General features: G+C 67.0%; 16 protein-coding genes. 3 read left to right on the top strand and 13 right to left on the bottom strand.

Annotated elements, in window-relative coordinates:
- Window positions 1-2: 2 nt before the first annotated feature.
- Together H3309_RS08395 and H3309_RS08400 are read right to left on the bottom strand one after the other, a co-directional pair.
- Window positions 3-746, bottom strand: coding sequence for a ribonuclease activity regulator RraA (locus H3309_RS08395; RefSeq protein WP_207791580.1), 744 nt, complete (start codon window positions 744-746; stop codon window positions 3-5).
- On the bottom strand, window positions 743-2122 hold the full coding sequence (locus tag H3309_RS08400; RefSeq protein WP_243453888.1) for an FAD-binding oxidoreductase: 1380 nt from the start codon (window positions 2120-2122) through the stop codon (window positions 743-745). Before H3309_RS08400 ends, H3309_RS08395 begins: the two co-directional genes overlap by 4 nt.
- 153 nt (window positions 2123-2275) lie before the next feature.
- Here H3309_RS08400 and H3309_RS08405 point away from each other — a divergent pair, with 153 nt between their 5' ends.
- The gene (locus tag H3309_RS08405; RefSeq protein ID WP_182298377.1) at window positions 2276-3952 is read left to right on the top strand and encodes a choice-of-anchor Q domain-containing protein; all 1677 of its coding nucleotides are present in this window, start codon (window positions 2276-2278) and stop codon (window positions 3950-3952) included.
- Window positions 3949-5148 (top strand): mandelate racemase/muconate lactonizing enzyme family protein, encoded by a 1200-nt coding sequence (locus H3309_RS08410; RefSeq protein WP_182298378.1) that lies wholly within the window; start codon window positions 3949-3951, stop codon window positions 5146-5148. Before H3309_RS08405 ends, H3309_RS08410 begins: the two co-directional genes overlap by 4 nt.
- Here the strand turns inward: H3309_RS08410 and H3309_RS08415 are convergent.
- The 3 genes from H3309_RS08415 to H3309_RS08425 form a co-directional block, all read right to left on the bottom strand.
- On the bottom strand, window positions 5135-6001 hold the full coding sequence (locus H3309_RS08415) for an SMP-30/gluconolactonase/LRE family protein (protein ID WP_182294307.1): 867 nt from the start codon (window positions 5999-6001) through the stop codon (window positions 5135-5137). The genes H3309_RS08410 and H3309_RS08415 overlap by 14 nt on opposite strands.
- On the bottom strand, window positions 5998-7893 hold the full coding sequence (locus tag H3309_RS08420) for an NPCBM/NEW2 domain-containing protein (RefSeq protein WP_182294308.1): 1896 nt from the start codon (window positions 7891-7893) through the stop codon (window positions 5998-6000). Before H3309_RS08420 ends, H3309_RS08415 begins: the two co-directional genes overlap by 4 nt.
- Before the next feature lie 107 nt (window positions 7894-8000).
- Complete coding sequence (locus H3309_RS08425; protein ID WP_182294309.1) at window positions 8001-8951, bottom strand: carbon-nitrogen hydrolase family protein; 951 nt, start codon at window positions 8949-8951, stop codon at window positions 8001-8003.
- A 209-nt stretch (window positions 8952-9160) separates the two neighbouring features.
- On the opposite strand from H3309_RS08425, the gene H3309_RS08430 reads away from it, so the two are divergent.
- Window positions 9161-11623 (top strand): TonB-dependent receptor, encoded by a 2463-nt coding sequence (locus H3309_RS08430; RefSeq protein ID WP_182294310.1) that lies wholly within the window; start codon window positions 9161-9163, stop codon window positions 11621-11623.
- On the opposite strand, the gene H3309_RS08435 is transcribed toward H3309_RS08430, so the two are convergent.
- The 8 genes from H3309_RS08435 to phaR all read right to left on the bottom strand — a co-directional run bounded on the left by H3309_RS08435 (window position 11613) and on the right by phaR (window position 18491).
- Window positions 11613-12248, bottom strand: a complete 636-nt coding sequence (locus H3309_RS08435; RefSeq protein ID WP_182294311.1) for a glutathione S-transferase family protein — start codon at window positions 12246-12248, stop codon at window positions 11613-11615. The genes H3309_RS08430 and H3309_RS08435 overlap by 11 nt on opposite strands.
- The gene (locus tag H3309_RS08440; protein WP_182294312.1) at window positions 12245-13891 is read right to left on the bottom strand and encodes a long-chain-fatty-acid--CoA ligase; all 1647 of its coding nucleotides are present in this window, start codon (window positions 13889-13891) and stop codon (window positions 12245-12247) included. Before H3309_RS08440 ends, H3309_RS08435 begins: the two co-directional genes overlap by 4 nt.
- Before the next feature lie 10 nt (window positions 13892-13901).
- Entirely contained in the window at window positions 13902-14453 is a 552-nt protein-coding gene (locus H3309_RS08445) for a YceI family protein (protein ID WP_182294313.1), read from the bottom strand.
- A complete protein-coding gene (locus H3309_RS08450) occupies window positions 14450-15028 on the bottom strand; it encodes a cytochrome b (RefSeq protein ID WP_182294314.1) in 579 nt (192 codons plus the stop codon). The genes H3309_RS08445 and H3309_RS08450 overlap by 4 nt, the downstream gene beginning before the upstream one ends.
- Window positions 15025-15636, bottom strand: a complete 612-nt coding sequence (locus tag H3309_RS08455) for a YceI family protein (RefSeq protein WP_182294315.1) — start codon at window positions 15634-15636, stop codon at window positions 15025-15027. Before H3309_RS08455 ends, H3309_RS08450 begins: the two co-directional genes overlap by 4 nt.
- Before the next feature lie 76 nt (window positions 15637-15712).
- A complete protein-coding gene (locus H3309_RS08460) occupies window positions 15713-16456 on the bottom strand; it encodes a SapC family protein (RefSeq protein WP_182298596.1) in 744 nt (247 codons plus the stop codon).
- A gap of 83 nt (window positions 16457-16539) precedes the next feature.
- Window positions 16540-17922 carry an FAD-binding oxidoreductase gene (locus H3309_RS17655; RefSeq protein WP_182294316.1) on the bottom strand — a complete coding sequence of 461 codons (1383 nt, stop codon included), beginning with the start codon at window positions 17920-17922 and terminating at the stop codon, window positions 16540-16542.
- 2 nt (window positions 17923-17924) lie between these two features.
- Window positions 17925-18491, bottom strand: a complete 567-nt coding sequence (phaR, locus tag H3309_RS08470; RefSeq protein ID WP_182294317.1) for a polyhydroxyalkanoate synthesis repressor PhaR — start codon at window positions 18489-18491, stop codon at window positions 17925-17927.
- Window positions 18492-18598 lie beyond the last annotated feature (107 nt).

The following is an 18598-nucleotide window of genomic DNA, read 5'->3' on the forward strand; positions in this document are numbered from 1 at the left end:
GCTCATTCCTCCCCGAACGGCATCGGATTCTGCGCCTTGTACGCGGCGTAGAGCCGCAGCGCCTCCTCCTTCGCGGGATAGAAATCGGTCACCTTCGCCCCCGCCAGGATATGGGCCTGGGCAAAGGATTCATAATGCTCCATCCGCAGCGCCTCCGGCAGGATGTCATCGACATATTCCAGCGGGATGACCATCACGCCGTCGCCGTCGCCCAGCATCACATCGCCCGGATAGACCGGCACGCCGCCGCAGCCGATCGGCACGTTCAGCTCCACGCCATGCTGCCGGGTCAGGTTGGTCGGCGCCGAACGCGATGCGACATAGATCGGCAGGTCGAGCGTCGCGGCATAATCCGAATCGCGGATGCCCGCGTCCGATACGAACCCTTCGCAGCCACGTGACTGAAGGCGCGAGGCAAGGATGCCGCCAAGCGACGCCGAGGTCGGATCGCGGTGGCAATCCATCACGAACACATCCCCCGGTCCGACGCTCTCGACCCCCACACGCTGGGGATGTTTGGGATCGCGGAAGATTTCGCGCTGGTCGATATCCTCGCGCGCCGGAATGTGGCGCAGCGTGAACGCCTGCCCCACCATCGGCCGGCGATGCTCGGTCAGGCGGAAGACACCCTGGATGAACTGGTTGCGCAGCCCCCGCGCGTGCAGGATCGTCGCGACCGTGGCGGTCGAGATCGTCTTCAGCTTCGCGCGGGTGAGTTCGTCGATGCGGCGGTAGGGGATGGTCACTGCGATGTCTCCTGATCGAAGCGGAAGATCTTGCCGGGATTGAGGATGTTGTGGGGATCGAGCGCCTGCTTGATCCGCCGCATCAGCGCGACGGCCTCGCTGCCCAGCTCGTCGACCAGCTTGTCCTGCTTGCCCAGACCGATGCCATGCTCGCCGGTACAGGTGCCATCCATCGCCAGCGCGCGCGCCACCAGCCGGTCGTTCAGCTCGCGCGCCTGGGCGATCTCCGCTTCATTATCGGGGTCGACGGTCAGGAAGACATGGAAATTGCCATCGCCGACATGGCCGACGATCGGCGCAACGATCCCCGCCGCCGCGATATCGGCATGCGTTTCAACCAGGCATTCGGTCAGCCGCGCGATCGGCACACAGACATCGGTAACGATCAGCCGGGAGCCCGGCCGCAGCCCCTGCGCGGCATGATAGGCATGATGCCGCGCCGCCCACAGCCGGTTGCGATCCTCGGTCCGCAGCGCCCATTCGAAGCCCCATCCGCCATTGGCTTCGGTCAGCATGGCGACGGTTTCGGCCTGTTCCCTCACGCCCGCCTCGCTGCCGTGAAACTCGAACAACAGGCTGGGACGCTCCGCGAAGCCGGTTTTGCTGTAGGCGTTGACCGCGCCGACCATCGCCGCGTCCAGGATCTCGACCCGCGCCACCGGCACACCGATCTGCAGGATTTCCACCACCGAACGCACCGCGCCGTCGAGGCTGTCGAACGCCACGCTGGCGGCGGCGATCTTTTCCGGTTGACCGTGCAGGCGCAGGCCGATTTCGGTGACGATGCCCAGCGTCCCCTCTGAACCGACGAACAGCCGCGTCAGGTCATAACCGGCCGAGGATTTGCGGGCACGGCGCGCGGTGCGGACCACGCTGCCGTCGGCGGTGACCACCGTCAGCCACAGCACATTGTCGCGCATCGTGCCATAGCGCACGGCGTTGGTCCCCGAAGCGCGGGTTGCGACCATGCCGCCGATGGTGGCGTTGGCGCCCGGATCGATGGGGAAGAACAGCCCGGCGTCGCGCAGGTGCGCGTTCAGCGCCTCGCGCGTGACCCCCGGCTGCACCGCGCAATCCATGTCGGCATCGTTGACGGCAAGGATCGCATCCATCGCCGTCAGGTCCAGCGTCACCCCACCGGCGACCGCCGCGACATTGCCTTCCAGCGAGCTGCCCGCGCCAAAGGCAATCAACGGCACGCGCTGCATGGCGCAAAGCCGGACGACCGCCTGCACCTCCGCCGTCGAACGGGGGAAGACCACCGCATCGGGCGGCATGTCGGCATGGAACGCCTCACCGCGCCCATGCGCCAGCCGGACCGCGGATGATCGCGTGAAGCGCTCACCCAGGAGCGATTCGAGGGCATCGAGCGCCACCCCATGGCGATCTCCGTCGTGAACCCCTTCCCCAAGCACGTGATTTGCCCTTACCAATTTACGGATTGGTTTTACCAATTGACATATCCGTCCGGGATTGGGAAGCTGCTTTTCGACAATCGGCAAAGGGAGGTGGGGGTGCGGGAGGTCTGGATGCCACGCGGATCAAGGCACATCGTCCGTGCGCTGGCAATGGCGGCGGTGCCGGTGCTCGCGCCGGCTTTCGCCGCGGCGCCCCCCGCGCCACCCGCGGTCGCCCAGGATGGGCCGACGTCGCTGAACGGCAATGTCTTCGACGTTCGGATCGACGAGGTGGTGACCGGCAGCATCGGGGCAAAAAGCCGGACCGGTGCACCGCTGCGCTACGCCATCGGTGTCAGGCCGATCCATGGCACCGTCACCATTCCCGACCCCGGCGCGGACCGCTTCATCTATACCCCCGCCCGTGGCCGCGTCGGCTCGGACCGTTTCGGCATCACCGCAACCGACGGCCGGGGGACCACCCAGACGAAGGTCATCGTCAACACCAACTACGCCGCCACCCATCGCACCTGGTATGTCGATGCCGCGACCGGCAACGACGGCAACGACGGCGCCAGCGAGACGCGCGCCTTCGCCACCATCGCCGCCGCCCATGCGGTGACCCGGCCGGGCGACACCGTGCTGATCAAGAACGGCACCTACACGGAACGCGGCAACGAAGGTGTCGTCCACATCACCCGGTCAGGTGCGCCGGGGGCGATGATCACCTACAAGGCCTTCCCCGGACACCGGCCGGTGCTGACGGCGAAAACCGCGTGGAACCATGTCCTCATCACCGCCTCCTACATCCGCGTCGAGGGGCTGGAGATCGCCGGCAATGCGGCGAATGTCGACATCGCCGATTCGAACAGGGTCTATGAACGCTTCCTCAAGCCCGAGACCCGTACCTGGGGTCCTGAAACCAGCTTCGTCAACACCAATGGCATCGGCATCCGCCCGCCCAACCAGAATGACCCCTTGTTCGACCGGATCACGCCGCGCTTCATCGAGATCGTGGACAATCACATCCATCATGTGCCCGGCGGCGGCATCGCCACGGATCAGGCCGACCATATCCTGATCGCCAACAACCGCGTGCACGATACCGCCTATCGCAGCATTTTCGCGAACAGCGGCATCTCGATCTTCCATCCGCAGGATACCGGCGCCGACACGGGGACATACAAGAACATCGTCATCGGCAACATCGCCTGGCGCAATCGCGTGGAGGTGAAGTGGTTCCAGTTCCAGCGTCTGTCCGATGGCAATGGCATCATCGTCGACGACACGATGAACAGGCAGATCAAGGGCAGCCCCTACAACGGCCGCACGCTGGTGGCGAACAACATCGTCTTCGAAAACGGTGGCGCCGGCATCCAGGCGTTCAGCAGCACCAACGTCGACATCTTCCACAACACCGCCTGGCACAACACGACAACGCCCGAGCTGGACTGGGGCCAGATCCTCGCGCGCACCTCGATAAACATCCGCATCCTCAACAACATCATCGTCGCTGCCGACGGCGAGCGTGTGAACGAGGACGACCGCAACCAGGCGGTGACCTATGACCACAACATCTATTTCGGCGGGCGCAAGCCCGACGCGATGGGGCCGAACGACTGCATCATCGATCCGATGCTGGTGGCGCCCGGGCGAAAGGACTTCGCGCTGCAGCCGGGATCGCCGGCCATCGACAGTGGCTATCCGCTGAAATCCGTTACCACCGACATTCTCGGACGGACGCGGCCGCTGGGCGCCGGGCCGGATATTGGCGCCTTCGAGACAAAGCCGCGGCAGGCCACCCCATGAAAATCACCGCCATTACCCCTTATCTGATGCAGGCCGGCGCGCCAGGCGAGACCGCGTGGAGCGCCGCCGGCATGAGTTCGGCGGGCAGCCGGCACTGGTGTTTCGTGAAGGTCGAGACCGACACCGGTGTTCACGGCATCGGTGAAGGCAGCGGCTGGCCCAAAGTCGTCGCAACCGCCATCGCCGACCTCGCCACCCTGCTGATCGGCCAGGATGCGCGCGACATCGATCGGCTGTGGCATCGCATGTTCGTGGCGCAGATGGGCCATGGCCGGACCGGCGTGGTCGGCGCCGGCGCCATCGGCGCGATCGACATGGCATTGTGGGACCTGAACGCCAAGGCGCTGGGCGTGCCGCTGCACCGCCTGCTGGGCGGCAGGTTCCGCGACCGCGTCCGGGCCTATGTGCATGCCAGCTCGGTCGAAACCGCGCGAGACGCCGTGGCACAAGGCTTCACCGCGGTGAAGGCCGGCAACCCGCGCGACGCGCAGGCCAAGGTCGCGGCGCTGCGCACGGCGCTCGGCCCCGGCATCGACATCGCGGTCGACCTGCACGGCCCGCCGTGGCTGACCGCGCCCGACGCCATCCGGCTCGCCCGCGCACTGGAACCCCATGACCTGCTGTTCCTGGAGGAACCGGTCGCACCCGAGGATCTCGACGGGTTGCGCCGCGTCCGCGCCGCGACCGGGCTGCCGCTGGCGGCCGGGGAGCGCCTGTCGCTGCTCTGGGGCTTCCGCACGCTGATCGGCGAAGGGCTGGTCGACATCGTCCAGCCCGACACCGGTCGCGTCGGCGGCCTCACCCAGTTGCGCAAGATCGCCGCGCTCGCCGAAGCGCATTTCATCCAGGTCGCCCCGCATTCGGGCACCTTGGGGCCGGTTGCCGAATTCGCGGCGATCCACTTCCTTGCCTCCATTCCCAACGCGCTGATCCATGAGCGCTTCCTGACCGACTGGCCGGGGCGGCAGGCGATCCTGACCCACAGCCTGGAAACGGTGGACGGCCACATGCTCGTCCCCGACCGGCCGGGTCTCGGCACGGACCTCCTGCTGGACGAGATCGCCCGGCATCCACCCGGCACCAACATCGCCGCCGACAGCGCGAAACATCGCGGCAGCTACGAAGCCGGCACCGCCGACGAAGGCCTCTACACCCAGCCACGGCGCGCTCGGGCGGCCTTCTTCACTCCAGAATAGCGCGGTGCGTCGGCCAGCCGGCCACACCCGCATCGAAGGCGAAGGTCGCACCCGCCAGATTGTCCGGATCGGGCCGCGTCAGCCGTACCCGCATCGAGGTGACGACCATCGTCTTCAGCTCCTCCCCGGCAAAGGCCACGCGCGTCGGATTTTCCACCGGCACCGCAATCTCGCGGATCAGCCGCCCGTCCGGCGCGAAGCCATAGACGACACCGCCATTGATTCCGGCGATCCAGTAATTGCCCTCGGCGTCGGTCGAGGCGCTGTCGGGGCGGCCGGCCATGCCCGCGGTATCGACGAAGACGCGCCGTTCGCCCAGCGCGCCGCTTTCCGCATCATAGTCCCGCGCCCAGATGGTACGCACATCGGGATGCGAGTCCGAATAATAGAGCGTCCGGCCGTCGGGCGACATCGCCGTGCCGTTCAGGATCCACAGCCCCTCGTCGATCACCTCCCAACCCCCGCGATCGAGGCGATACAGCGTCCCGCTCGGCTCGGCGCCGAGCGCGCTCAGCTTCATCGTGCCGATGATCAGCCGGCCCCGGGGATCGACCACCGCGTCATTGAACCGGTGCGTTGCCGGATGCCCCGGCGGCGCCTCGATCCGCCGCCAGGCGCCGGGGGCGGCGGCAAGCAGGTGCGTCTCGCAACCGATCAACACGCCGGGCTCGGCAAGCACCACGCACGCCGCCATCTCGGGCACGAGCAATGGCTTCGCCGCACCGCTTGCCAGGTCATGCCGCCACAGCGCCCTGCCCCAGACATCGACGGTGTAGAGACAGCCCGCGCGCGGGTCCCAAAGGGCGCTTTCGCCCACCTCGGCGCGGACATCATTGATCGGGCGCGGTGTCACTTGAGCAGCCGCGCCGCGCCCCAGGCTGCGCTTGCGGGCACATCGCGCCCGTTCGCCTGCCGGACGATCAGCTCCACAATCCTGATCCCTGTGACGTTCGCTTCGAGCGCGGCCGCCGGATCACCGAACCTCATCGGTTTCGACCGCGCCAGCAGCCGCCCGTCGCCATAGACTTCGAACAGGACGGGCGCCGCGATATTGGGCGTATTGTCATCCACCCCCACCTGCGCCGCGAAACGCCGAAACTCGCCGTCGTTCTTCACCTCCAGCCGCGAATTGGCGAGAATGCCGATACCCGTTGCCAAGGGCGTTCCCGCCACCGCCAGCGTCTGGCCATAGGGTGTCTGGTCCGCCATTGCCCCGCCCCAGCCGCCATAGAGGGGCCGCGTGCCGGCGGACGCCGTCCCCTCCCACGGGTTGACCATGCGGTGCACGGTCGGATCGGTCTGGGGCCGCACCACGCCATCATGGGCGACATTCACCCGGCCCGGTATCTCCGACAGATACATGCCATCGGCCAGCGCGCGCCTGCCGCTCGCCTCGAACACCAATGTCTCGCGCGCCGCCACCTTGAAAACGCGCTTGCCGGTGAACGGATCGAGCCTCGCCTTGCTCCACAGGTCGCGCAGGGCAACCGGCGCGTCGGGCGCGAACTTCAGATGCTCGGCCATCAGCGTCACATCGGCGGGCGCAATGCCGCGATTGAACAGCGCCACCACCTTGCGATCGCTGCCCGCCAGGGTTTTCACGATGATCTGCACATCCTCGCTGTCATAGGCGATCACGCCCTGGTGCCCGCCGCGGTCCTGGTTCGCGGCCACCAGATCGGCATTGCCCCAGATATCGAGCAAGGCCTTGGGCGCCTTGCGCATGTCATAGCCGATCAGCAGCGGCGCGTTGATGATCGCCCACAGGCTGAAATGCGATTTCGCCTCGGTCAGATGGGTCTCGTCGAAATCGCCATGGCCCACGAACAGCATATCGGGGTCGTTCCAGCTGCCCGGCTGCGCATAGAGCGGGCGCTGCGCGGCACTGTCGAACACGTGCAGCATGCGCGCCCAGGTCGGCCGGATGTCGTCGCTGGTGCGGATGACATTGCCATAATCCTTGCCCCAGGCGCGGACGTTGGCCGAACCCCAGGCGCAGATCGAATAGACGAAATCACCGTCGGGATTGGCGCGCACCAGCGCATCGCGCACGGCGGCATAGCGCGCCTTCACCTCGGGAATGTTGGTCCGGTTCAGCGAATCGCGATAGATCAGCGGCGGATATTTCGCGAACGTGCCGCCGCGCGTCGCGCGCGCCCGCTCGCTGTTGTCGTCGATCCCGCAGGCATCGACCTTCACATAGTCGAAACCCCATTCGCCGAAGAACAGCCGGATATCCTTCTCGACATGGTCGCCCAGCCCGATCTCGCGCTCCGCAACGCTCCCCTCCGGCGTGTTCGGCGATTCAATATCATAGGACTGGCCACAGCTGTTGCGGCCGATATCGGTGTAGATGCCCGCCTTCAGCCCCATTGCGTGGAGGCGGCTGGTGAGCGGCCGGAAGCTGGTATCGGGACCGGTCGCGGCACTGGGAAAAATCCTGGTGCGGATGATCAGGCGCCCGTCGGACTGTCGCCGGGTCAGCCACCAGCCATCGTCGATGTTGACATAGCGGTAACCCAGTCTGGCCAGACCAGTGTCCACCAGCGCCTGCGCCGTTCCCATCACCTTTTCTTCGTCCACCAGCGTCGCGAACGCGTTCCAGCTGTTCCACCCCATCGGCGGCGTCATCGCATTTCCGGTCATGTTTGCCGTCCAGCGGCCGGCGGGCAGCAGCGGGTCGGTCGCCCCCGCCACCGCTGGAGCGGCCAACGCGATTGCCGCCAGCACCAATGATACCCGCATCTTCGCCCATTCCTGCTGAATTGGTCATACCAATTTCACAGCGGTTCGGCAAAGTCAATCGGGATGTCGCGGCCGTCCTTCCAGCGTGCCGGGCGTCGACGCGGCGCTCAACTCAGCTCGACCTGCTGCATCGTCTGCCGCGGCCGGGAATCGAAATGCAGGCGCAGCACATCCGGGCGGCCATAGTGGCCGCTGCCGTCCACCCACATCTTCACCTCGGCCACCGCGGCCGCCACGTCCAGCTCGGCGACCAGCATCTGCTCCCCGCCCCCCGTCACCGGTCCGGCGAGCGTGGCCGCGAACGGGTGGATGATCGCGCTCCAGCCGCCGCCCTCCCGCAGCATCGCCTGCTCGCCCAGCTCGCGGTGCAGGAAGGCGATCAGGTCAGCTCCCACCGGGCCGGCGGCGCACACCACGACACATTGGCCGGTCAGGGCATGATTGCGCATCATCGCTTCGATCTGGACATCGGCGATGCTGTCGAAACCGGCCAGCGTGGACAGGCCGGGCCAGTGCGCCGCATGGATGACGGCGCCCTGCTCGGCCACGACCTGGCGCGCCAGGTTCATCGTATGCTCCCAGCAGATCAGGCTGGAGACGCGGCCGATGCCGGAGAGGTGCGGCACGACCAGTCCAGCGCCGTCGCCCTCCCCCCAGACGGTGCGCTCGGCATAGGTGGGTTTCAGCTTGCGGTGGATCGCGGCGATCCGCCCGTCCCGGTCGATGGTGGCGCTGCTGTTGAAGCAGGTGCCGCTGCGGCCGCGCTCGCTGAAGCCGATGACGACGGCAAGCTTGGCCTGCCGCGCTGCCTCCGCGATCGCCGCCAGTTCGGGGCCGTCGGCGGCGATCGAGGCCGCGTGGTAGCGGGCGTTCAACCCCGCCTGCACCAGCGGCGGATAAAGGTTGATCCAGTGCGGAAAGCCGGGAAGGAAAACCTCCGGAAACACCAGCAGGTCGACACCTTGTTCCCCCGCCCGGCCGATCCACTCGACAGCCTTGGCAATGCTGGCGGCGGTATCCATGAAAACAGAGGCGATATGGGCGGCGGCCAGGCGCATCGGTCTCTCCTGCCCCGATCGGAAAGGCAATGGCGGATCGGGCAACAGCCGCAGGGTGCGACGGTGACCGGCGAAAGTCCAGACACCCCGCAAAAGGACAGGTCCGCCGATGTTGCATCGCAGCGGGTATTTGACAAAGGGCGGACAGGTCGGCCAGCATGTATACAGAACGGCGCGTTCGACGCCGCACAACAAAAGGGGGTCTTTCGATGCGCCATCCGTTCCTGATTGCCGGCCTTCTCGCCACCACGGCGATGCCGGCCCCGCTGTTCGCGCAGGCGGCGGCCGTCGCCGTCGACGAAGGCGACATCATCGTCACGGCGCGCCGCCAGTCCGAACGACTGCAGGATGTGCCGGCGTCGGTATCGGTCCTGACGGAAGCGACACTCAGCCGCGCCGGCGTGGTGAACGCGGCCGGCATCGCGCAGCTGACACCGGGCGTCACCATCGTGACCAATACCGCCGAGATCGGCGACACGCAGATCAACATCCGCGGCATCAACGGCGCGCGGGACGCCGAAAGCTCGGTGGCGCTGGTGGTCGATGGCATCCTGAAGACCAACACCTCGGTGCTGAACCAGATGCAGGGCGACCTGACCCAGGTGGAAGTGTTGAAGGGGCCGCAGGGCGCCTATTACGGCCGCAACGCGGCGGCGGGCGCGCTGGCGGTGACAACGCGCAAGCCGGGCGACATGTTCGAGGCGCGCGGGCGCGTGTCCGGCGGCAACAATGCCACCTGGTCGGGCTTCGTCTCGCTGTCGGGGCCGCTGTCCGACACCGTCAGCCTACTGGTGTCGGGCGACTACCGCCGCACGGACGGCTTTTTCCGCAACACCGGCCCGATCGCCGTGGCGCAGGGCGCCACCGTGGACCAATATGAAGGCTATGGCTTCAACGCCCGCCTGATCGCCGACCTGTCCGACCGCAGCACGCTGGACGTAAAGGCGCGCTATTCAAAGGTGAAATCCGGTTCGATCAATTTCAATGTCGCCTTCGCGCTGCCCAACACCGCAGCGGCCTTCGGCAGCCCCGCCTTCTTCGAGAATGTCAACGACCACCCCTTCCTCTACCAGTCGAACATTCCCTCCGCCGGCAACCAAAAGACGTTCGAGGCCTCCGCCAAGTTCGACCATGACCTAGGCGCGGCCAAGCTCACCGCCTGGGCGCTCTATTCCGACGTCAAGCAGGACCTGATCGCCGACGCCGCGGTGGCGGCGTTCGGCTTCTTCAACAGCGCCCCCGAATGCCGCGCCAGCGTGGCGGCGCTGACCGCGGCGGGGTTCCAGCTGGCGCCGCCGGCCTTCCTGGCGGGCACGCCGGAAGCCTCGATCCTGGGCGCCTTCGGCCCGACCACCTGCGACGGCACGCAATACCAGCTGCGCAACCAGCGCGATTTCAGTGCCGAGGTGCGGCTGGCCTCCACCGCGGGCGGGCCGCTCGACTGGTCGGTCGGCGCCTATTACCTCAACATCAACCGCGAGGTCGGCGTGTCGCTGGGCTATGACAAGGGTCAGGGCATCCTGCCGAACCTGTTCAACGGGCGCACCTCCTCGAACCCGACCGAGCAGCTGGCGCATGACCGCTTCCGCACCGATGTGTTCGCGCTGTTCGGGTCGGGCGATTACAAGCTGGCCGAGCCGCTGACCCTGTCGGTGGCGCTGCGCTATGACCGGGAACTGCGGCGGGTGACCAACCTGGTCGATCCCACGGCCCGCAACCAATATGCCCGCGGGGGCAACAAGCCGCTGAACGTCGGGCTGGATTTCGGCCCCCTGCTGCCGCAGCGCGCAGTCTATGAACAGTTGCAGCCACGGGTCAGCCTGTCATGGAAAGCCTCGGACGAAGTCAATCTCTACGCCAGCTGGGGCGTCGGCTTCAAATCGGGCGGCTTCAACAACCAGGGCAGCAAGGCGACGATCGAAAGCGCCTTCAACGCGGCGCCGATCAACGCCGGCCTGAACATCGACGACCGCTTCCGCAAGGAACGGTCGAGCGCCTTCGAGGCGGGGTTCAAGGCGACCGCCTTCGACGGCCGGTTGCGGTTGGACGGTGCTGTCTATCACAGCGAGATCAAGGACCTGCAATTCTTCGAATTCTACGCCGGGCCGTTCGGCATCCTGCGCGTTGTATCCAATATCGACAAGGCGCGGGTGACGGGTGGCGAGCTGGAAGCGACCGTTCAGGTGATGCCAGGCTGGAGCCTGTTCGCCTCGGGCAACGTCAACGACGGCAAGATCGTCCGCAACACCGCGCGACCGGGCACCAACGGCGGCAAGCTGCCCTACACGTCCGACTACACCATCAACCTGGGCACCGACGTGTCGCTGCCGCTGTCCGACACGCTGAAGGCGAATTTCCGTGCCGATTACCGCATCGTCGGGCCGACCTGGTTCTCGACCGCGCAGACCGGGCAGCGGCCCACGCTGTTCAAGCTGTTCCTGCCGGGCAATCTTGGCACCGGCGACTATGGCCTGACCCGGCGCGAGGCCTATGGCACGCTCGACCTGCGGGCCGGCGTGTCCGGCGCCAACTGGTCGCTGACCGCCTACGCCGCCAATGTGGCCAACCGCAAATATCTGGCGGAGGTGATTCCGGCGCCGGAGTTCGGTGGCTCCTTCATCTCGCCCGGCGGGCGCCGGTCGTTCGGGCTGGAGGCCGGGTTCAACTTCTGAGGATCGCCGCCTCCACCGCCGCCAGCCGCGTGAAACTCGCCCGCCCGCGCACCCGGCCCAGCCAGGCGCTCAGCCGCGGCCAACGCGTGGCGTCGGGCACGCAGCCCGCCATCTCGATGTTCACGAAGGGCGCGGCCATGGCGATATCCGCCAGTCCGAACGCCTTGCCGACCAGCCAGCCGTCCGTGCACACCGTCTCCACCCAGTCGAACAGCGGCGGCAGCTCCTCGGCCTCGGCCTTGTCGGCGGCCGCCAGATCGCCCTCCCGCTTCAAAAAACGCGGCGCCACGATCCGGTTGAAGAACAGCTTGGCGAACGCCGGCACCAGCACGGTGTCGGCGATCTCGTCATATTGCACCGCCCGCGCCCGCCCTTCGGCATCGGCCGGCAGCATCGGCACCGCCGGATATTTCGCCTCAAGATAATGCGCGATGGCACTGGAATCGCTCAGCAGAAACCCATCGTCATCGATCGCGGGGATTTTGCGGAACGGGCTCGCAGCCAGAAATCCGGGATCCTTCGATCCCATGCCTACCGGCACGGATTCCACGCTCAGGCCCTTCTCCGCACAGATCACATGCACCTTGCGCACGAACGGTGACAGCATCACGCCATAGATTTTCATGTCCGCTTCGCTTTCTCTTCCGCCACCAGTTCCTTGCGCGAAAGCTTGCCGATCATCGTCTTGGGCAGGCTGTCGCGCACCTCGCATGCCACCAGCCGCTCATGCTTGCCGATGTTGGCGTTCACGAATGCCAGCAGCGACTCCGCGCTCGCCTCCGCCCCCGCGTGCAGCGTCACGAACGCCTTCGGCCGTTCGCCCAGATACTCGTCATGCACCCCGATCACCAGCGCCTCGTTCACCGCCGGATGCCGGTACAGCACCTCCTCCACCACGCTCGGGAACACCTTGAACCCGCCCACGATGATCATGTCCTTCAACCGGTCGACGATGGTGTAGAAGCCATCGGCATCCACCGTCGCCAGGTCGCCGGTCCGCAGCCGTCCATCGACGAACACGCCGGCATTGTCGCGCTTCCAATATCCGCTCATCATCGGCGGGCCGCGGAAGGTCAGTTCGCCCGCCTCGCCTTCCCGCGCCGGCTTCGTCGGATCATCCTTGTCCACCAGCACCACGACGGTGCCTGGCAGCGGCTGGCCGATCGTCCCCGCCTTGCCGCCGCTGGCATAGGGGTTGGTCGAGACCACGCCGGCGCTCTCGGTCAGGCCATAGCCCTCCACCAGCGTCGCGCCCGTCCGCGCCACGAATGCCGTCTTCACCGGCTCGGGCATCGGCGCCCCGCCGCTGATGCACACCCGCAAGGACGACAGGTCGAACTTCGCCGCCTCCGGATAATCCAGCAGCGCGCGATACATGGTCGGCACGCCGGGCAATGCGGTCACCTTCGTCCGCGCGATGGCGGACAGCGCCGCCTTCACCTCGAACTTGGGCAGCAGCACCATCATGCCGCCGCGCACGATGGTGCGGTTCATGATGCAGGTGTTGGCAAAGATGTGGAACAGCGGCAGCGCCCCCAGGATGCGGTCCTCGGCCTGCGGCTCCGGATCGATCGAATCGACCTGCTGCGCGTTGATGCTCAGGTTGGCATGGCTCAGCATCGCGCCCTTCGGCGCGCCGGTCGTTCCCCCGGTATATTGCAGCAACGCGAGCGCCTGCGGATCGGGCAGTGGTGAGGGCATCATCATCCGCGGATGCGTCAACAGGCTGCGCCAGGTCACATGCCGCGCGTCCCAGCTCACCTTCGACCGTTCGCGCCGCCTGAACATCCGATAGAGCAGCGCCTTCGCCGGCGGCAAGGCCTCGGCGACCGAACCGACGATCAGCGTCTTCAGCCGGCTCGTCTCCAGCACCTTCGCTATCGTGGGATACAGCGCCGCCGCGTCCAGCGTCACCATCACGTCGCAGTCGCTGTCCTCCACCTGCGCCCGCAGTTCCGCCACGGTGTACAGCGGCGAGAAATTGGCCAGCCGCGCGCCGGCCATCAGCGCGCCGAAATAGGCGATGACATAGTGCGGGCAGTTGGGCAGGAACAGGCCGACTGTGCTCCCCGGCCCCACCCCCATCGCCGCGAACCCGGTGGCCGCGCGCCGCACCGCATCCCAGATCTCGCCATAGCGGCTGACGCGCCCCAGGAAATCGATGCAGGGTTTCGTCGGCTGGCGCTCGGCGGTCCGCCGCAGCATCTCGGGCAGCCACAATGGCTCGAAGACCCGGTCGAACGCCACCGGATGCTGATACACGCTCATCGCACTCCCCTTATTTGATCCGGCGCGCGACAATCCGCACCGTCACCGGCACCGGAAACGCCACCCATGTCCCCGCGGCATCGCTTTCCATGCCGATCCTGAAACTGCGGCGGTCCAGCCGCGCCGTTCCCGCCATCGTCGCCACATCGCCCGCGATGCTCAATGTAAAGGGCAGTTCCACCGGCACCGCCACACCGCGCAGGGTCAGCGTGCCCCGCGCCACATAGGCACCCGGCCGCGCCCCTGCCACGATCGCCGTGCCGACGAACCGCGCCTCCCGGGCCTTCGCCACCGCGAACCAGTCCTCGCCCGGCAGGGAGCCATTGACCGTCTTGTCCCCGGTGCTCGCCGACGTCAGGTCGATGACCGCGCTGACCCTCGCCGCCGACAGTTTCGCCGGATCGAAGCTGATGGTGGTGGAGAAGCGCGCGAACCGTCCCTGCACCACGGCGCCGTTCCACTCGCTGCTGAACCCCAGGCTGCTCTGCGCCGGCACCATCGCCCAGCCGCTCGCCAGCGCCGGCGACGCCAGCAGCAGCAGCGAGAGCAACGCCGCCTTCATGCGCGCCGCCGCACGAAGGGCAGCATCCGTGCCAGCACATCGTCGCGGTCCATGAAATGATGCTTCAGCGCGCCGGCGACATGCAGCAGCAGCAGCACGATCGCGCCATAGGCCAGCCACTGATGCGCCGCGCCCGCGCGCTCCGCCAGCACCTTGCTCGTCCCCGTCGGCAGGTGCGGCCATTCGAACAGCCCGAACCAGATCGTCGGAAAATTCAGCGGGCTCGCCGACACCATCATCCAGCCCGACAGCGGAATGCCGATCATCAGCGCATAAAATCCATAATGCGTCACCCGCGCCAGAAAGCGTTCGGTAGCGGTCATGTGCCCCGGCAGTTGCGGAAAACCCTCCCGCAGCCGCATCGCCAGCCGCACCAGGCTCAGCACCAGCACAGTCAGGCCCATGCTCTTGTGCACCTGCACCACCGTGAATCCCAGCTGCCGCGTCGCAGGGTCCCTGGCGTTGAACAGGCTCTCCAGCAACAGGCCACCCGCCAGATTGCCGATGATGATCAGCGCGATCAGCCAGTGGAGCGTGATGCTCCACCGGCTGTAGCGGTCATGCGACGCGCTCATTTCTTCAGGAATTCCGCTTCGATCACCAGCTCGACCGTATCCCCCACCGCCGGCAGGTACATTTTCTGGCCGAAATCGCTGCGCTTGATGCTGCCCTTCGCGCTGAAGCCCAGCACCGGCACCTTCATCATCGGATGATCCATCGCGCCGTTCAGCGTCACGTCCAGCGTCACCGGCTTCGTCACGCCCAGGAAGGTCAGGTCACCCGTCATCTTCCCGGTGTTCGGTCCCGTCGACACCAGCTTCGTCGATGCGAAGGTGATGGTCGGAAACTTGGCGGCGTTCATCACCTGCTCGCCTGTCAGCTTCTTGTCGAAATCGGTCTGGTCGGGAAACGGAAACTCAGTCTTCACGCTTGCCGCGTCGATGGTCACATTCACCTTGCTGTTCAGCGGGTTGGCCGCATCCAGCGTGACCGAGCCGTCCATCTTCGCAAAGCGCGCCGTGTACCAGCTCAGCCCCAGATGCTTCACCCGCCACACCAAGCTGGAATGAGCGGCGTCCATGCCATAGACGCCCGACGGCACCGTCAATTTCATCGGCGCGGCCGACACCGCCCCGCCCATCAACGCCAGGCCCAGCACCGCACCCGCCACCAGCTTCAGCATCCGCTCTCTCCCATCCGCGCCCCGTCCCAGCGATAGGCCAGCGCGCGGTTGGCAGCAAGAGGCCGCGGCAGCAGCGTTATAGCTGGCCGGCCTGCGCTTCGAACAGGCTGCGCATCTCCGCCAGGCTGAACAGATGGGCATAGAGCAGCCCCATCATCCCGTTCTGCACCATCTTGCGCGCCTGGTCGCCGCGGATGTTCTGCAACTTGGTCTCGTCCACCATGCGGAAGCCGCGGAACACCGCCGGCTGCTCCATCCCCGGATTCTGGATCTGCGCCTCGCCCTCCATCAGCAGCCCCAGCTTCTCCAGCTCGTCCATGAAGCTCTTGGTGCGCGCGATCGCCTGTTCGAACTGCTCGCAGAAGTTCAGCACATTCTTCGTCACCTCGCTCGGCTCGGCGCCGTCGAACAGCTTCTGCTCCTCGTCCGGCCCCAGCATGCCGCTGGCATCGTCGAACACCAGGCTCAACTGCGTCGCGTCCGGCGTCAGCTTGGCCAGCATGAACGGATGGCGCCGCACATAGGCGGGGATATAGGTGCCGGCCTTCCACTGCCCCTCGGCATCGACGAACTGGTTCACCCCTTCCTGCAGGCCCACCAGCGCCAGCGGCACCGCGCCATCACCCGTGCCGAACACGATCGGATAATGTTTCTGCGCCATGGCGAACTCGTCCACCGTCAGCGGGATGGCGTGCGTGCCGCGCGTGAACCCCAGGTCCAGCCGGTTCTTCAATCCCCAGCCCGCATGCGCCTGCGTGTCGAGCGGCGCCAGGCTGCCATAGAAGAGCGGCAATTGCTGTGCGGGCGGTTGGCTGGCCATCATGTTCCCCATAGAAAAAAGGCGCCTGAATGGCGCATCGCCGCCGCTTTAGCGACCGCCCAAGCCAGTGACAAGCAGCAGCCTCACACCAAAATCTTTCCGGGGTTCATGATGCCCTTCGGGTCCAGCGCCGCCTTCACCGCCCGCATCGCCGCCAGCTTGCCGGGATCGCCCAGCCGCGCAAGCTCCGCCGCCTTCAGCGTGCCGATGCCATGCTCGGCGCTGATCGACCCGCCCCAATCGGCGATCAGGTCGTGCAGCACCCGCCGCACGGGGACCCTGTTCGCCTCCACCCAGGCCCGATCATCCACCCCTTCCGGCGCGCGGAAGTTCAGGTGCAGGTTGCCGTCGCCCAGATGGCCGAACGCCATCACCCGAAGCGTCGGGAACGCCCCGGCCATCACCGCCACCACAGCCTCGTAAAAGGCCGGCAGGTCGGCGACCGCGATGCTCACATCATTCTTGATCGCGCCCCCGTCCCGCCGCTCCGCCTCCGGCAGTTCCTCACGCAGCCGCCACAGCGCCGCCGCCTGGGCGTCGCTTGCCGCCACCACCGCATCCTCTACCTCCGGTGCCGCCATCAGCACCTCGCCGAGCATGGCCTCCGGCGCCCCCCGCCCCGTCACCTCGATCAGCGCATGCCAGGCATGCGCACCCGCCAGCGGCGCCCGCACCCCCTCGATATGCCGCAACACCAGCGCCAGCCCCGCCGCCGGCATGATCTCGAAACTTTCCACCGCCTCCCCCAGCGCGCCGCGCACCCGCCTCAGCAGCGCCAGCGCCTCCGCAGGGCTGTGCAGCCCCACCCAGGCCACCGCCCGCGCCGCCGGTGCCGGCACCAGCCGCAGCGTCGCCGCGGTCACGATGCCCAGCGTGCCCTCCCCGCCGATCAGCAACTGCTTGATGTCATAACCGCTGTTGTCCTTGCGCAGCCCGCCCAGCTGGTTCAGCACCGATCCGTCCGGCAGCACCGCCTCCAGCCCGAGCACCAGCGCCCGCATCGTGCCATGCCGCAGCACCTGCACCCCGCCGGCATTGGTCGAGATCAGCCCGCCGATCGTCGCCGACCCCTTTGCCCCCAGCGACAGCGGAAACACGCAGCCCTCCTTTGCCGCCGCGTCATGCAGCGCCTGCAACACCACGCCCGCTTCCACCGTGGCGCTCAGGCCCGCCGCATCCACCTGCCGTATGGCCCGCATCCGCTCCAGGCTGACGATCCACGCGCCGCCCTCCGCGCCCGGCAGGCCACCCCCCACCAGCCCCGTTCGCCCGCCCTGCGGCACCAGCGGCACGCCATGCTCTCCCGCCGCCCGCACGACCGCCACCACCTCGGCAATGCTCGCCGGTTTCAGCAGCGCCGCCGCCGGGCCGCCCGTCGCCCCGCGCCAGTCGGTCAGGCGCGGCGCGATATCCTCCGCCGTGGTCGAAACCCACACCCCCGCCGCCCGCAGAGCCTCCAGCGTCATCGTCACCCCTTGGTCAGCTTCTCCAGCTGCGCCTGCAACGCCGCCATCTGAGCCTTCAGCGCCGCCAGCTCTTCCGCCTTGGCATCCGCCGCAACGGGCACAACCTCCGGCTCCACGCGCCCGCCGCGCATCCACATGTCGGCGGCCGCCTTCATCATCGCCATGTTCTGCCGCGCCAGCGCCTCGAACGGGTTCACCGCTCCCCCCATCGCCCCCGCCACCGCCTTGCGGAACTGTTCCTGGTTGCGCGCGAACGCCTCCATCGAGGCTTCCAGATAATGCGGCACCATCGCCTGCATCTGGTCGCCATACATGGTGATCAGCTGCCGCAGGAAGTTCACCGGCAGCATCGTCGAGCCGCGGTTCTCCTCTTCCATGATGATCTGCGTCAGCACGCTGTGCGTGATGTCCTCGCCCGATTTCGCGTCGACGACCTTGAACTCCTTGCCCTCGCGCGTCATCACCGACAGATGCTCCAGCGTGATGTAACTGCTGCTGTGGGTGTCATACAGTCGCCGGTTGGCGTATTTCTTGATGATGATCGGCGTCTTGGCGGCGGTTTCGGGCATCGATGATCCTGTCCATGGCGGCAAAACCCCACTTAGCATGTGCAGCATGACCCCGCAATTGACGCCGTAACCACTGGCAGTCGGCCGCTCGACCCGCTACATCGCCG

This window comes from Sandaracinobacteroides saxicola (assembly GCF_014117445.1).
Taxonomy (GTDB): domain Bacteria; phylum Pseudomonadota; class Alphaproteobacteria; order Sphingomonadales; family Sphingomonadaceae; genus Sandaracinobacteroides_A; species Sandaracinobacteroides_A saxicola.